General features: G+C 63.3%; 12 protein-coding genes. 4 read left to right on the top strand and 8 right to left on the bottom strand.

Going from position 1 to position 14,580, the window contains the following annotated elements; genetic code table 11:
* Nucleotides 1-28: 28 nt before the first annotated feature.
* The 3 genes from OVA00_RS03235 to OVA00_RS03225 all read right to left on the bottom strand — a co-directional run bounded on the left by OVA00_RS03235 (nt 29) and on the right by OVA00_RS03225 (nt 4,986).
* Entirely contained in the window at nt 29-3,013 is a 2,985-nt protein-coding gene (locus tag OVA00_RS03235) for an autotransporter outer membrane beta-barrel domain-containing protein (RefSeq protein ID WP_268087967.1), read from the bottom strand.
* 186 nt (nt 3,014-3,199) lie between these two features.
* On the bottom strand, nt 3,200-4,594 hold the full coding sequence (locus OVA00_RS03230) for an NAD(P)/FAD-dependent oxidoreductase (RefSeq protein WP_268087965.1): 1,395 nt from the start codon (nt 4,592-4,594) through the stop codon (nt 3,200-3,202).
* A 14-nt stretch (nt 4,595-4,608) separates the two neighbouring features.
* The gene (locus OVA00_RS03225) at nt 4,609-4,986 is read right to left on the bottom strand and encodes a cupin domain-containing protein (RefSeq protein WP_192356918.1); all 378 of its coding nucleotides are present in this window, start codon (nt 4,984-4,986) and stop codon (nt 4,609-4,611) included.
* A gap of 385 nt (nt 4,987-5,371) precedes the next feature.
* On the opposite strand from OVA00_RS03225, the gene OVA00_RS03220 reads away from it, so the two are divergent.
* On the top strand, nt 5,372-6,256 hold the full coding sequence (locus tag OVA00_RS03220) for a helix-turn-helix transcriptional regulator (protein ID WP_268087962.1): 885 nt from the start codon (nt 5,372-5,374) through the stop codon (nt 6,254-6,256).
* A 59-nt stretch (nt 6,257-6,315) separates the two neighbouring features.
* Here OVA00_RS03220 and OVA00_RS03215 read toward each other — a convergent pair whose 3' ends face one another.
* From OVA00_RS03215 to OVA00_RS03200, 4 genes are read right to left on the bottom strand one after another with little or no spacing between them, the layout of a single operon-like run.
* Complete coding sequence (locus OVA00_RS03215; protein ID WP_268087961.1) at nt 6,316-7,110, bottom strand: ABC transporter permease; 795 nt, start codon at nt 7,108-7,110, stop codon at nt 6,316-6,318.
* Nucleotides 7,111-7,120: 10 nt separating this feature from the next.
* Nucleotides 7,121-8,038: an ABC transporter permease subunit gene (locus tag OVA00_RS03210; RefSeq protein ID WP_210333181.1), complete on the bottom strand. Its 918-nt coding sequence runs from the start codon at nt 8,036-8,038 to the stop codon at nt 7,121-7,123.
* A gap of 11 nt (nt 8,039-8,049) precedes the next feature.
* The gene (locus tag OVA00_RS03205) at nt 8,050-9,117 is read right to left on the bottom strand and encodes an ABC transporter ATP-binding protein (protein ID WP_268087958.1); all 1,068 of its coding nucleotides are present in this window, start codon (nt 9,115-9,117) and stop codon (nt 8,050-8,052) included.
* Between the two features lie 29 nt (nt 9,118-9,146).
* Nucleotides 9,147-10,253 (bottom strand): extracellular solute-binding protein, encoded by a 1,107-nt coding sequence (locus OVA00_RS03200; protein ID WP_060585636.1) that lies wholly within the window; start codon nt 10,251-10,253, stop codon nt 9,147-9,149.
* A 239-nt stretch (nt 10,254-10,492) separates the two neighbouring features.
* Here OVA00_RS03200 and speB point away from each other — a divergent pair, with 239 nt between their 5' ends.
* On the top strand, nt 10,493-11,446 hold the full coding sequence (speB, locus tag OVA00_RS03195; RefSeq protein WP_268087957.1) for an agmatinase: 954 nt from the start codon (nt 10,493-10,495) through the stop codon (nt 11,444-11,446).
* A gap of 75 nt (nt 11,447-11,521) precedes the next feature.
* Here speB and OVA00_RS03190 read toward each other — a convergent pair whose 3' ends face one another.
* Entirely contained in the window at nt 11,522-12,490 is a 969-nt protein-coding gene (locus OVA00_RS03190) for a DUF808 domain-containing protein (RefSeq protein ID WP_268087956.1), read from the bottom strand.
* A 263-nt stretch (nt 12,491-12,753) separates the two neighbouring features.
* Here OVA00_RS03190 and OVA00_RS03185 point away from each other — a divergent pair, with 263 nt between their 5' ends.
* The gene (locus OVA00_RS03185; RefSeq protein WP_034789660.1) at nt 12,754-13,362 is read left to right on the top strand and encodes a TetR family transcriptional regulator; all 609 of its coding nucleotides are present in this window, start codon (nt 12,754-12,756) and stop codon (nt 13,360-13,362) included.
* Nucleotides 13,363-13,418: 56 nt separating this feature from the next.
* The gene (locus OVA00_RS03180) at nt 13,419-14,570 is read left to right on the top strand and encodes an efflux RND transporter periplasmic adaptor subunit (protein ID WP_192356912.1); all 1,152 of its coding nucleotides are present in this window, start codon (nt 13,419-13,421) and stop codon (nt 14,568-14,570) included.
* Nucleotides 14,571-14,580: the final 10 nt, after the last annotated feature.

The following is a 14,580-nucleotide window of genomic DNA, read 5'->3' as shown; positions in this document are numbered from 1 at the left end:
CTGAACGTCCTGGTCGGAGACATGCGCGTCAAAAATCGACGATCAGGTTTGCGCGGCCGGCACTCGACCGCGCGCCGTCGCCGAATTCGCCGAGATAGGTGATTGCCAGCCGCGCGGATTTGGAGAGCCGGGCGGAAATGCCCGCTTCCACCACCAGCGCATCGCGCGCGATGGGCACGCCTGCGATGGTGAAGGGGCTGGCACCGGCAAAGGCAAGGCGCGCGGACGGCGAAAGGTCGCCTTCCGCATGGCGCCAGCCGAGCATGCCGGAGGCTGAGATCGGCATTTGGTCTATCGGCAGATTCGCCCACCAGCGCACGCCGATGGTCGTAAGCATGGCGTCGTCAGTGGCACCTTCTGCCGAGAGCGCCGCCGAACCACCGTTTTCCTTGAACGCATCGGTATCGAGATAGACATAGGCCAGGTTTGCGAACGGCTGAAGCCTGATGTCGTCTGCGCTGAGCGTGAAGGAAAGGTCGGCGAACACCTGGGCAACAGTGCTGTCGTAGTCGGCGGTCAGGCGGTCTGTGAACGAGCCGAAGGCGAGGTCACGCTCCGACGAAACCTCGTTGTTGCTATAGATCGCGCCGCCTGCAAGGTTCAGCGCCCCGATGTTCCCATATCCGTAGAGGCCCGCATGGTAAGCATCGACACGCGCCTGCGGCTGAACGGTGAGATGGCTGTAGCCGAGGATCCCGCCGAGGCGCCAATCGTCGGAAACCGCCGCATCAGCGCCGACGAGGATACCCGCCGTGCGGTTATCGATAGCGGCTGCGTTGCCGTCACCGGACAAATGGCCCGCGCCTGCAAAACCCGACGTCCAGAAGACGGCGTCCTCGGTTTCCTGAAGGGTCGAGACGGTCGAGCCCGCGCGCTCCAGAATGGCGTCCCGCGGAAAACGGCTGTCCCACATCAGCGCGCTCTTGACTGAGGCGTGTACCTCGCCGCTCAGCTGGGAAAAGGCGCTTGCGGCCGTTGCATCATCCAGCGAGAGCACGGCCAGCGTGAGCGGGCTCGTGACGCTCAGCGCTTCGACAGCGCTTGCTGCGGCGCGCCCATTGGCGGTTTCTGCGAGGTCCGCGAAGGCAACGTCGTTCCGGTCGAGCCTCAGATCGATGCCGGTGGCGCCATAGGTCAGCGTCGGCGACAGGAACGCAAGATTGCTTGTCACCGCATCGAACCGGCCGCTGACAGTGCCGGCGGAAGCGATCGTGTAGCTCGTCGACGGGTCATAGACGCCGCTGCCGGCGAGGACCGCTAGCCTGCCGCCCTCAAGCGAAAGCGTGCCCGAAACGGCCAGGCGGTCGGATTGCCCCGCCGCATCCACATCCACCTGATAGATCGAGCCCGAACGGAACGTCAGGTCGCCGTTGACGGTGGCAACCGCGATGCCCGGGCCGGGAGAGACCACGCCGCCGGCATTGACCGTCAGGCTGCCGACGATGCCGCTGCCGGACAAGAGACCGCCGTCGAAGATTTCGACTGTCCCGGCGACTGTGCCCTGGTTGACGAGAGCGCCGCCCGTGATGTTCGCCGCGCCGCTGATCGTGCCGGTGTTTTGGAAGAGGCCGCCGCTGTTTGCGAGCGAAGCGATGGTTCCGTCGTTCGACCCGGTGCCGGCGTTGGAAACTGCCCCGGCAGTCGCGCCGCTGTTATTGGTGAAAGTGCCGTTGGCACCGATCTCGACGTCGGCGAGCGCCGCATTGTTGACGACGCTGCCGCCGGCGACGGTTGTCTTTCCGGTCACCGTGCCGTTGCCGTTGTTGGTGAAGGATCCGCCATCGTTGCGCACGGAAGCGATGGTTCCGGCATTGGACAGGGTGCCGGCGTTGGTGACGTTGGCGGCCACGGCGCCGCTGTTGTTGACGAAGGTGGCCGCGGCCGCGACGTCGGCGTCGGTGACGACGAAATTGTTCGTCACGGTGCCGCCTGTAACCGTCGTCTTGCCGGTGACTGTGCCACCGGCATTGTTGGCGAAGTTTCCGGCTGTGTTGTTAAGTCCGGCGATCGTGCCGGCATTGGACGCGGCGCCGCTGTTGGTGACCGCGCCGGCGCTTGCCCCCGACGTGTTCGTGAAGGTGCCGCCCGCGCCGACGGTGACCGTACCAAGGGTCCCGTTGTTGGTGACGGCGCCGCCAGAGACCGTGGTTTCGCCGGTCACTTCGCCGCCGAAATTGTTGGTGAAGCTTCCGGCGTCGTTGCGCACCGATGCGATGGTGCCAGCGTTCGAGACCGTGCCCGCATTGGTAATCGCGCCCGCCGTTGCGCCATCGTTGTTGACGAAGGCGGCCGCGGCCGCGACATCCGCGTCGGTGACGACGAAGTTGTTGGTGACGGTTCCGCCCGCCACCGTCGTTTTCCCGGTGATCGTGCCGCCGGTATTGTTGGTGAAGTTCCCCTGGGTGTTCGTCAGCGAGCCCATGGTTCCGGCGTTGGAGGCGGTGCCGGCATTCACCGTCGCGCCGGCGACGGCGCCGGTGTTGTTCACGAAAGTGCCCCCAGCCGAGACGTTGACGTCACCAACTTGGCCGTTGTTGGAAAGCGACGTGGCGCTGCCGACGCTGGCGCTGTCCAGCGTTCCGTTCACCGACACGTTGCCGTTGTTCAGCGTCAGCCTTCCGTTGAGGTTCCCATCGATCGACAGGCTGCCGCCGTTCAGCTCGACATTGGAGGTGAGTGCGCCGCCCGCGTTGATGCTGACGCTCCCGGAATTGATCGTGCTGCCGTTGGTGACGGTCAGCGCGCCGGTGTTGGAGATGGTGACATTGCCGCCGTCGACGCCAAGCTGGCGGATCGTACGGCCGTCGTTGACCTGCGGAGAGCCGGTGTTGACCTCCGCTGCGTCGCTCGCGCCGGGCAGGACCGGCGCCCAGTTCGCGCCGTTGCCGAATTCGTTGTCGGCTCCCCCGTCCCAAACGGACTGGGCAAGCGCCGGCGTCGAGAGGGCAAGAGAGGCTAGTGCCGTGAAAAGGCCGAGGCGTTTGGAAAGGACCGCGAGCGGTGTTTGTCGCATGGGTGCCGCCGGTGCTACGAACGCTCGCGAATCAGCCAGCGGAATGGGTAGCTTTGGCTATCTAATCATGGTTAACGATTTACTACCACCGTTGCTCCCGGGCTGGATGGGCCACCGCCATCGCCCGGTGGCAGAGCCGAAAGTTTCGGCCCCGCTTGCCCTTTGAAGCCGCCGGGAAACGCATGCTCAACTGAGCGGGAAGCCCATGGCCGAGACCATCTTGAGCCAGGGCTTGCGCCAGCCACCGGACTTGTCGGCGGTGTCGAGCGCATACATGGTGATCTGGGCGCCGAGCCAGCGGAACGGCTCGGGTGGGATCGTATTCGGAAGGCTGGTGGCGAAATCCAGCCGGCTCTCCGGGGTCTTCGAGCCGTCGAGGATATCGAGCGCTATGCGCGCGCCGAAACGTGAGGCCGAGACGCCGAAGCCAGAATAGCCGCCGGCATAAACGACCTTTTCGTCATGGTAACGCTGGAAGTGTACGGCCATGCGGGTGCTGAGGTCGATCGGCCCGCTCCAGGCATGGCTGAAGCGCAGGCCTTCGAGCTGTGGAAAGGTGTCGAAGAAAGCGGCGGCAAGGGGCTCATAGGTATCGAGTTCCCGGTCGATCGACGGAAACGGATCGCCGGCGAAGGCATAGGCGAGGCGGCCGCCGAAGATGATCCGGTTGTCCTTGGTGAGCCGCATGTAGTTCATCTGGGTGCGAGTGTCGTAAACACCCTGACGATGGCTCCAGCCGATCGCTGCCATCTGCTCCGCTGACAGGGGCTCTGTCGCCAGCACCCGATCGCGCACGGCGACAACCCTGTTTTTGATCTTCCTGTGGCCGGCGGCAAAGGCATTGGTGGCGAGCAGCACCTTCGGCGCGGTCACGCTGCCGGAAGCCGCGTGTGCCTTCATCCGGTCGCCGAGGTCTTCAAGGCCTGTCAGCTCGGTGTTCTCGAAGATCCGTACGCCGAGTGTCAGGGCTACCCGCTTCAGTCCGAAGGCGAGCAGGGCAGGGTGGACGGTGCCGCAGATATGCTTCGACCAGACGCCGGCCTTGTAGCGCGGCGAATTGATCTCGGCGCGGACGGCGCCCTGATCAAGGAAGACCGCCTGGTGGCCGTACTTCAGGTGAAGCTCGTGCTCCTCGTGCAGCGCTTCGATATGGGCGTCGTCGACCGCGACCGTTAGCTCCCCGCCCCACTCGGCATGACAGTCGATCGCATGCTCCTCAAGCGTCTTGAGGAAGCCGTGCATGTTCTCCTGGCCGAGCTTCTCGAGCGTTGCGATGTCTTTCGGGAAAATGCGCACGGCGTTCGACAGCCCGTGCATGACCGAGGTCGAGACGACACCGCCCGGCCGACCCGAGGCGCCGTTGGCGACCGAGCCTTTCTCGATCAGAATGACGTCGATCTCGGGCTGGCGCTGCTTTGCCTGGATGGCGCCCCACAACCCGGTAAAGCCGCCACCCACAACGAGCAGGTCGGCCTTCAGATGACGCGTCAGTCGCTCTCGCGGCTCGGGCGCATCCGGCCGGTCGAGCCAGAAGGGCGTCATCGTCACGTCTGCAAGGGCTTTGCTTCTTACCTGGGTCATGGGGACGGCTCACATCACTTCGCGGCAGGGGCGGTGTAGAGGACGTAGACCTTGCGCATCGTCTCCAGCACTTCGAAACGCACTTCGACGCCGGCTGGAAGCACGTAGCTTTCGCCCGCCGAAAAGGTCTCGACCGAGCCATCCGGGTTGGTGATCGCGACCTTGCCAGAGAGGATGACGCTGTATTCATTGCCATCGGGATAGGAGAGCATTTCCGCATAGGGCGTCGACTGCCACGTGCCGATGATGACGGCCTTGTCGGGGCTTTCGAAATGAACGTCGCCGAGCTCGTCCGCAAAGCCCGAAAGGATCGCCTCCGGCGGCACGACGCTGCATTTTTCAAGCGCGTTGAGGCCGACACCATCGCGCCCGAGTTTGATGACCTTCGACATGTTCACTCCAGTTCAGAAAGACGAGCGCCAAGTCGATCGGCCGCGCGCCAGGGTTTCGTTGTTTCATTCTTCTACGGAACGATAGGATGTCCGAGATCAATATGCCGTCTCGACAATCACGTGCCGCCTTGCCTGCCGCGGATCTACTGTGCGGCTTGCATCATTTTTCTAGGCGTCGGTATCGCTGCTCGGAATACGCCAAAGGGCTAGGTTCGCTCCGAGGCGGGCCATCCGTGCCGCGCCGCAAGGCCTTGCCCCGCCGGATGTCGGCCACCTATGCCGTTGTTTTGGTTCGCCAAAAGATAGTTTTGGAAATCCCGTAGTGAAATTCCGTTACTTGCGACCAACCCAACCTTCGCCTAGTCTGCGCTTGGAGGAGAACAATATGAACGACGATACGATCATCAAAGTCTGCGCGCCGGCGCAGAAGGTGTCCGGTGTAGGCGATCTGGCGCTGTCGCTGATGGAGGGGGTGGGCCGTTCGGATTTCCAGGACCGGCTGACACATTCGCTCAAGCGGCACATTGCGATCGATGCCGGTCTGATGCTCCTCTATCGACGCGACGCCGCGCCGAAGATCCTGTTTAACGACTGGCGCACGGACAGGGGGCTGTCGGATATTCGCGCCTATCTGCAGGGGCCGTACCGGATGGATCCGTTCTACCGGCTGGCGCTCGACAATGGCGACGACGGGCTTTATCGCCTGCGGCAAATCGATCCGTCCTTCGACCGGTCGCAGTACTACCGCGACTACTACCGGCATTCGGGCCTGCACGACGAATTCAACGTCTTCATCGGCATCGATGCCGACACGAAGATCGCAATCTCTCTGGCGCGGCGCCATGCGCACGCGGCCTTCAGCGGCGAAGATCAGGATTTCCTGCAGAATGCGGCGCCGCTCATCAGCATGGCCGTGCTTCGGCATTATCGCGACCTCAGACCCGAAGGCCTGGGCGACGACGGCTCGCCGCTTCAAAGCGCCCTGGCGCAGGCGGTGCGCAACTTTGGCCGCAGCCTGCTGACCGATCGCGAATGCCAGGTGGCGCAGATGATCCTGCGCGGTTACTCGGTCAAGGGTGCTGCCGAAAAGCTCGGCATCTCGCCGGCGACCGTCAAGCTGCATCGCCGCAACCTCTACGCCAAGCTCGACATCACTTCGCAGACGGCATTGTTCTCGCTGTTTATCGATGCCGTATCTTCGGCAAGCAATGCCTTCGAGGATCCGCTGGCCACGTATCTTTCGCCGGCTGGCGCGCTGAGGCCGCACTGACCCGGCGCATTGCGGTGGCAAGCCAGGAAAAACGGCTCACGCCCTTCCTGGGACTTGTGTTAAGCGGCGCTCACCCGTTGTTCGGAGCGCCGCGAGACCAGTTGAGCGGCCACCAATCCAAACACGACGATGCCGAGGATAATCGTCGAGATCGCGTTGATCTCCGGCGTCACGCCGAACTTGATCTGTGAATAGATCTTCATCGGCAGGGTCGATGCACCCGGCCCGGTGGTGAAGCTCGAGATGACCAGGTCGTCCAGCGACAGGGTGAAGGACAGCAGCCAGGCGGAGACGAGCGCCGGGATCATGTTCGGTAAGGCGACGCTGACGAACGCCGTTGCCGGAGGGCAGCCGAGATCGCGCGCCGCCTCCTCCAATGAGGGGTCGAGTTCGACCAGCCGCGATTGCAGCACGACAGTCGCAAAACAGAGCGTGAAGGTGGTGTGCGCCAGCGTGATGGTGAGCGGCCCGCGGTCGATCCCGAGCGTCACGAACATCAGAAGCATCGACACGGCCATCACCACCTCGGGCATCACCATCGGGGCGAGCAGCATACCGTTCAGCAGTGCCCGGCCACGGAAGCGACGCAGCCGCACCATGACGACGGCGGCAAGCGTGCCGATGAGGGTGGCGGCGGTGGCCGAGACCGCCGCGACCAGGAAGCTGACTTTCGCGCCCTCGATGATCGAGGGATTGTTGAGAACAGTCGCATACCATTGGGTGGAGAAGCCGCCCCAGACCGTCACGAGCTTCGAGCCGTTGAAGCTGTAGACGACGAGCACGACGATCGGCAGATAGAGGAAGGCAAGACCGAACAGGATCGACAGCCGATTGAACCAGCTTGGTTTTGTCATGGCTTGCTCCTCAGCCTTGTTCACGCGATTGGCGCGACTGGAAATAGACGATCGGTACGACCAGCAGAGCGAGCAAGACGATCGTTACGGCAGCGGCCATCGGCCAGTCGCGGTTGTTGAAGAATTCGAGCCAGATGGCGCGGCCGATCATCTGCGTGTCGGCGCCACCCAAGAGATCCGGGATCACGAATTCACCGACGACCGGGATGAAGACCAGCGCGCCGCCCGCGAGCACGCCGGGCAGGCTCAACGGGAAGGTGATCCGCCAGAAGGCGGAGATGCGCGAGCAGCCGAGATCGCGCGCCGCCTCGATCAAAGTCCGATCGGCGCTGCTCAAGGTCGAATAGATCGGCAGCACCATGAAGGGCAGGTAGGTGTAGACGATGCCGATATAGATCGCCGTCTCGGTGTTGAGGATTCGCAGCGGCTCGCTGATCAGCCCGATCTTTAAAAGCAGCGCGTTCAAAAGACCGTCGTTCCTGAGAATGCTCATCCATGAATAGACGCGGATCAGCATCGAGCTCCAGAACGGCACGATCACCAGAAAGACCAGCAGGGACCTGGAGGAGGGCGAGCAGGACGCGATGCCATAGGCGAGGGGATAGGCGATGAAGAGCATGGCAGCCGTGGAGATCGCCGCGATCTTGAGGCTCGTCAGATACGCCAGAAGATAGGTGTCGTCGGTCAGCACATAGAGGAAATTCTCGAAATTCAGCCTGAGGTTCAGCATCGAGCCGTCCCAGGCGGTCAGCGGCTCGAATGGCGGCATGCCGAGGCGGACGGTCGAAAGGCTGATACCGGCAACCAGCGCGAAGGGCGCGAGGAACAACACCAGCAGCCAGGCATAGGGGATGGCGATCAGCAGGCGCTTGCCCCAGTTCGCCTTTGCGGAGGGGGCGGCTGCGGAAGAATGGGCGATGGAAGACAAGGGTCGCCCTCCTATTCGGCCAGCAGCCGGCTTGCCTGCGGCGGCCAGCTTGCGAACACGCGGTCGCCGACGCGAAGATCGCTCTCGGTGCCGAGATTGACCCGGCGCGCGTCGAGCGTCGCGCCCGACTTCAGCCGCACGCGGTAGTGTCTCTCGACACCGGTATAGGTGAGCTGTTCCACGTTGCCTTCGAGGCCGCTGCCCGAAGCTGCAAGCTCTACCCGTTCAGGACGGACCGAAACCCAGAACGGCCGGTCGAGCGCCACCCGGTCGGTGAAGGCGGCGCGGACACCGCCGCCGGCCTCATCGCTTTCGATCCGCAGTTCTTCGCCATCGCGTTCCGATCGTCCGCCGGCAAAGACATTGGTTTCGCCAAGGAATTTCGCGACGTAGCGGGACCGCGGCGCCTCGTAGACATCTGACGGTGAGCCGACCTGCAGCACCTGTCCCTGTTTCATTATGGCGATGCGGGTGGAAACGGTCATCGCCTCGTGCTGATCATGGGTGACGATGATGAAGGTGAGGCCGAGTTCGCGTTGCAGGCGGACGAGTTCGAGTTGGGTTTCGGTGCGCAGGTTCTTGTCGAGCGCGCCCAAGGGCTCGTCAAGCAGCAGTACCTTCGGCCGCTTGACCAGCGCGCGGGCGAGCGCCACGCGCTGGCGCTGGCCGCCGGAAAGCTGCGCCGGCTTGCGGTCGAGCAGTGCGGTCAGCTGCAGCTTTTCCGAGACCTCATCGATCCGCTTCCTGATCTCGCTCTTGTCGAGACCGTCCTGCTGCAATCCGAAGGCGATGTTCTTGCCGACGGTCAGATGCGGAAAGAGCGCATAGGACTGAAACATCATGTTGGTCGGACGCCGATGCGCCGGAACGTCGGTGACGTCGGCGCCTTCCAGCCTGATCGCGCCCGAGGTCGGCGTCTCGAAGCCGGCGATCATCCGCAGCAGCGTCGACTTTCCGCAGCCGGAGGGCCCAAGGAGCGAGAAGAATTCGCCCCTCTCGATGCCGAGGTTGATGTTGTTGACGGCCGTGACGACGCCATAGGACTTCGCCAGGTTCTCGATCGAAATATAGGATGGCACGGGATCTGGTCCTGCTGTTGACGGTTGGCCTATTGGCCGGCCCGGAATGCTGACCAGACGCGGGTGCGCTCGCGCGTCTGGCGCGGTGGCAGCGACTTGTCGACGAAGAGCTTGGAACGGACCTCGGCAGGCGGATAGATGTTCGGGTTGTCTCGGATGCCGGCGTCGACCTCTGCCGTCGCCGCGGCATTGGCGTTGGCGTAAAAGACGTGATTGCTGATCGCGGCGACTGTCTTCGGCTCGAGGATATAGTCGATGAAAGCCAGCGCCTGTTCCGGATCCGGTGCGTCGGCCGGGATCGCCATCGTGTCGAAGGAAATGATCGTGCCTTCCTTCGGGATCGAGTAGGCGACCGCAACACCGGTCTCCGCCTCTTCGGCGCGGGCCGCTGCAATGCCGGCGTCGCCGCTCCACATCAGCGCCAGGCAGAGCTGGCCGGAGGCCATGTCGGCCACGAGCTGGCCGCTTTGCATGTGCCGGATAAAGGGGCGCAGCTTCAGCAGCAGTTCCTTGGCTTTGTCGAGATCCTCCGCCTGTGTGGAATAGGGATCGAGGCCGAGATAGTTGAGCGCGATCGGGATCACCTCGTTCGGCGCATCGACGATGCCGATGCCGCAGTCCTGGAATTTCTGGGCGATCTCGGGCTTGAAGAACATGTCGAGGCTATTGACCGGTGCCTCGGGCAGGCGCTCGTTGACCAGCTTGGCGTTGTAGGCAACGCCCGTCGTCAGCCACATGTAGGGAACGAGATACTTGTTCTCCGGATCGTGCTCGGCGACAAGCTTCAACAGGTCCTTGTCGAGATTGCCGTAGTTCTTGAGCGCTGTGACATCGATCGGCTTCAGTGCGCCGGACTGGATCAGGCGCTCGCCGACCGTGGCGCTCGGGAAGGCGACGTCGAAACCGCTGCCGCCGGCAAGCAGCCGGGTTTCAAGCACTTCAAGGGAATCGTAGAAGTCCACCCGAGTTTCAACGCCGGTCTTCGCCTGGAAGTTCGAAACGGTGTCTTCGGCGAAGTAGTCGGAGAAATTGTAGATGAACAGCTTGTCCTGCGCCTGGGCGGTCGTTGAGGCCGCGATGGCGGCGAGCGACGCGGCGAACATGGAGCGCAGGGCGGTGCGGGTTAGGTTTTGCATGGTTCCTCCCAAGAACAGCGTATTTTTGTTTTCGCCAAAGTGATTGGCCGGTCCTTGGAGGGCAACACTCCCTTTGGCTAGGTGTGGGAGACGCGGCGGCGTCGTAAACGGCAATCGACGCTGGCCTTTGCCGCATCGGGCATGTTTGTTTGACCGCGATCGAAGTAACGTTCGATCGAAGGGCATTTCTCGGATGGCAATGGCTGCTAGGGTTCCGGCGACAGAAAGGGAGAACTTCCATGGACGAAAAATTCAACCAGCCGCTGGGCGGCAACGATATGCCCCGCTTCGGCGGCCCCGGCACGATGATGCGTCTTCCCACCGCGACCTCGGCTGAAGGCCTCGACGCCTGCTTCGTTGGCATCCCCATGGATATCGGCGCGTCCAACCGGTCTGGTACGCGCTACGGACCGCGCCAGATCCGCGCGGAATCCGTGATGATCCGTCCCTACAACATGGCGACCGGCGCCGCCCCGTTCGAAAGCCTGCAGGTCGCCGATATCGGCGACATCGCCATCAACACCTTCAACCTGCCGGCCAATATGGAGATCATCACCCGCGGCATCCGCGAGATCCTTAAGCATGACTGTATCCCGCTGACCCTCGGCGGCGATCACACGATCAGCTACCCGATCCTGAAGGCGATTGCCGAAAAACACGGGCCGGTCGCCCTCATCCATGTCGATGCGCATGCGGATATCAACGACACGATGTTCGGCGAGAAGATCGCGCACGGCACGCCGTTCCGTCGCGCCTATGAGGACGGCTGCCTCAATCCCAATCTCGTCTTCCAGATCGGCCTGCGCGGCACCGGCTATGCTTCCGACGATTTCGACTGGTCGCGCGACAGGGGCTTCACCGTCGTCCCGGCCGAGGAATGCTGGCACAAGTCGCTGGTGCCGCTGATCGAAGGCATCCGCGCGAAGATCGGCAACCACAAGGCCTACCTGACCTTCGACATCGATAGCCTTGATCCGGCCTATGCGCCGGGCACCGGCACGCCCGAGATCGGGGGCCTTACCGTCATCCAGGCACTCGAGATCATCCGCGGCTGCCGCGGTCTCAACCTGGTCGGCGCCGATCTCGTCGAGGTGAGCCCGCCCTTCGACACGACTGGAACGACCGCGATCACCGCGGCGAACTTGCTTTATGAAATGCTCTGCGTGCTGCCGCGGGTGAAGTACAAGCGGTAACGGCTCCGGCAAGCTTGATTGCGGACTGGCAGGAGGCCGGAGGCGGCCTCCTTTCCGAAAACCTTTCGAACGCCTTTAGCGCTTTGCCGGGCGCAGACGCCCCCAGATCGGCGCGACGACATTACCCAAGACGACGATCGTGACGGCACCGACGACGAGGGCGAGCAGTGCCTGCTGTGCCGAGGTCGCAAACCAGCCAACGAGCCCGGGCGCGAACTGCAGCGCCTGCGCGACATGCTCGGAGATGTCGTGGATGAAATGTTCCGGCCTGGCCTCGCCAAGTTGCGCCATGCCGTGCACGAGAATGCTGCCCCCGACCCACAGCATGGCGGCGGTGCCGATGGCGGCGAGAGCCTTGAGGAACACGGGCATGCCGAGCACCAGTCCGCGGCCGAGCGGCCGCAGGAGCGCGACGGGGTTTTTGGCAAGCGCGACGCCGGCGTCGTCGGCCTTCACGATCAAGCCGACCGCTCCGTAGACGGCAAGCGTGATGAGGATGCCGACCCCGGCCAGAACTGCTGCCTGTGTGTAGATGCTGGCGTCGGCAACGGTCGAGAGCGTCAGCGCCATGATCTCGGCGGAAAGAATGAAGTCGGTTCGGATGGCGCCCGCAACCTTCTCGTTTTCGAGCGCTGCCGGATCGCTCGTTGCGCCGAGCACGGCTTCCTCATGTGCGTGGGCGGCATGGGGGAAGAGGGCACCATAGAGCTTCTCGGCGCCCTCGTAGCAGAGATAGATGCCGCCGAGCATGAGCAGCGGCGTTATCGCCCAGGGTGCGAAGTAGCCGAGCAGAAGGGCTCCCGGCAGAAGGAAGAGCAGCTTGTTCTTGAGCGAGCCGAAGGCGATCCGCGCGATGATCGGCAGTTCCCGTTCCGGCGTCAGGCCAACGACGTAGCGTGGCGTCACGGCCGCATCGTCGATCACGACGCCAGCGGCCTTGGTGCTGGCCTTCACCGTCTGGGCGGCAACGTCGTCAAGCGAGGCCGCAGCCATCTTGGCGATCGCAGTGATGTCGTCGAGGAGGGCGATGAGACCTGTGGCCATCGATGGCTGAACCCTTTGAGAGAAATCCGAAAACACGGCAGTTAAGTCGCCAGTAACCACCATAGCGTGTCGAGTCAACGGCGCCGCGGTTGCACTCGGTCACGCAGTCTGCGTCGCGGAGGCCCTCGTGTGTCAGAGGAGGGCGTCTCGCTCGTTCTTCAAAACGTGATCAACCACGCCCGACTGTGCATTGACGCACACCTCGTTTCGATTTACGACTGACGAAATACGAAATTCGTCAGTCGTAAATCGAAAGGCCAGCGATGCCGGTGAGCAACGATATCGTCGTCGACCAGACACGGCAGGACAACATCACGCGCATCCTCGATGCAGCGGAGGGGCTGTTCCGGCACTTCGGCTACAGCAAGACCAATGTTGCCGACATCGCCCGCGAGCTCGGCATGTCGCCGGCAAACATCTATCGTTTCTTTGCCTCGAAGACCGAGATCCACCAGGCGCTTTGCGCGCGCATGCTCGCGGCCAGCTACCAGATGGCGCAGGAGATCTGCCAGTTGCCGCTGAGCGCGAGCGAGCGCCTGCACCGCTACGTCCACGCACAGCACAAAATGACGGTCGAACTGATGCTCGACGACACGAAGGTGCACGAGATGGTGATCGTTGCCATCGAACGCGAGTGGCACGTCATCGACAAGCACATCGACAGGATCGACGCGCTCCTCGCCGACGTCATCCGCGAGGGGATTGCCGCGGGCGAGTTTCGCGACCAGGACGCCGATGCCGCGTCCCGTTGCTTTGGGGCGGCGACCGTCACGCTTTGCCACCCGCAAATGGTCGCCCAGTGTCTGAGCAAGACGAACCGCGCAAGCCCGGAAGAGCTGGTCGAGTTCGCGATCAACGCATTGAAAATTTAGCAGAAATATTTCCGGCGCGGCTTCGGCCTGCGCCAGCCTGTTTTGGGAGTGCGAACATGTTTAAGCTCATAGAATTTCGCCGCCGTATTTCATTTTTTGCCACTGCTGCACTCCTCTCGATGCTCGCGGCGACACTGGCCGGCTGCTCGCAGGAAAAGACCGAAGCCACTGCGGTGGTGCGCCCGGTCAAGGTCGTCGAGATTGCTGAGGCCGACACGGCCCGCCAGCTCAGCTATTCCGGCTCCGTGCGGGCGCGGACCGAAATGAACCTCGGCTTCCGCGTCAGCGGCAAGATCGTCGAGCGGGTCGTCAATGTCGGCGACCGCGTAAAGGTCGGCGATCTGCTCGCCCGCGTCGACGCCACCGATTATGAGCTCGCCGTGCGCAGCGCTTCGGCCAATCTGGAAGCGGCCGAGCGTCAGGTCGAGACAGTCAAGCTGGTGCGCGATCGCGCCGAACAACTGCTCGCCCGAAAATTTGCCTCGCAGGCCCAGTTCGATCAGTCGGTGCTGAGCTACAATCAGGCCGTGGCGACGCGCGACGCTGCGAAGTCGGCGCTGTCGCAGGCGGAGAACCAGGTGACCTATACGAACCTCGTCTCCGACCGGCCGGGCATCGTCACCACGATCAATGCCGATGTCGGCCAGGTCGTCGGTTCGGGCACGCCTGTCGCGACTGTCGCCGTCGAAGGCGAAAAGGAAGTGCAGGTCGCCGTGCCCGAGACGGAGATCGCCAATTTCAAGACCGGCTTGCCGGTCAAGGTCGGGCTCTGGTCCGACACCGGGTTGTCGCTTGACGGCACGGTACGCGAGGTGGCGGGCAGCGCCGACCCGCAGTCGCGGACCTTTTCCGTGCGGGTAAGCCTGCCGAACGATCCGCGGGTTCTGCTCGGCATGACCGCGACCGTCGAGGCGTCGGCCGGCAACGGCAAGCCTTACGTCTCGGTCCCTTTGAGCGCGCTTGCACAGAAGGACGGCTACACTATCGTCTGGGTTGTCGATCGCGGCACCGAAACCGTCAGCAGCCGTCCCGTCACGCTTTCCGACTTCACCGCTGACGGCGTGCGCGTCACCGATGGGCTTGAGGTCGGCGACCTTGTCGTTGCTGCCGGGACGCAGTTCATGGCCGACGATCTCAAGGTGACGATCTCGAACGCGACGACGCAGCACTCCGCTTCGGCCCAGGCCGAAGTCCCGCTCCTGCGCTGACACTCGAAAA

It is taken from the genome of Ensifer sp. SL37, assembly GCF_026672675.1.
GTDB lineage: Bacteria > Pseudomonadota > Alphaproteobacteria > Rhizobiales > Rhizobiaceae > Ensifer > Ensifer adhaerens.
The sequence above is the reverse complement of the archived record's forward strand: the minus strand, read 5'-3'. Positions and strand labels throughout refer to the sequence as shown.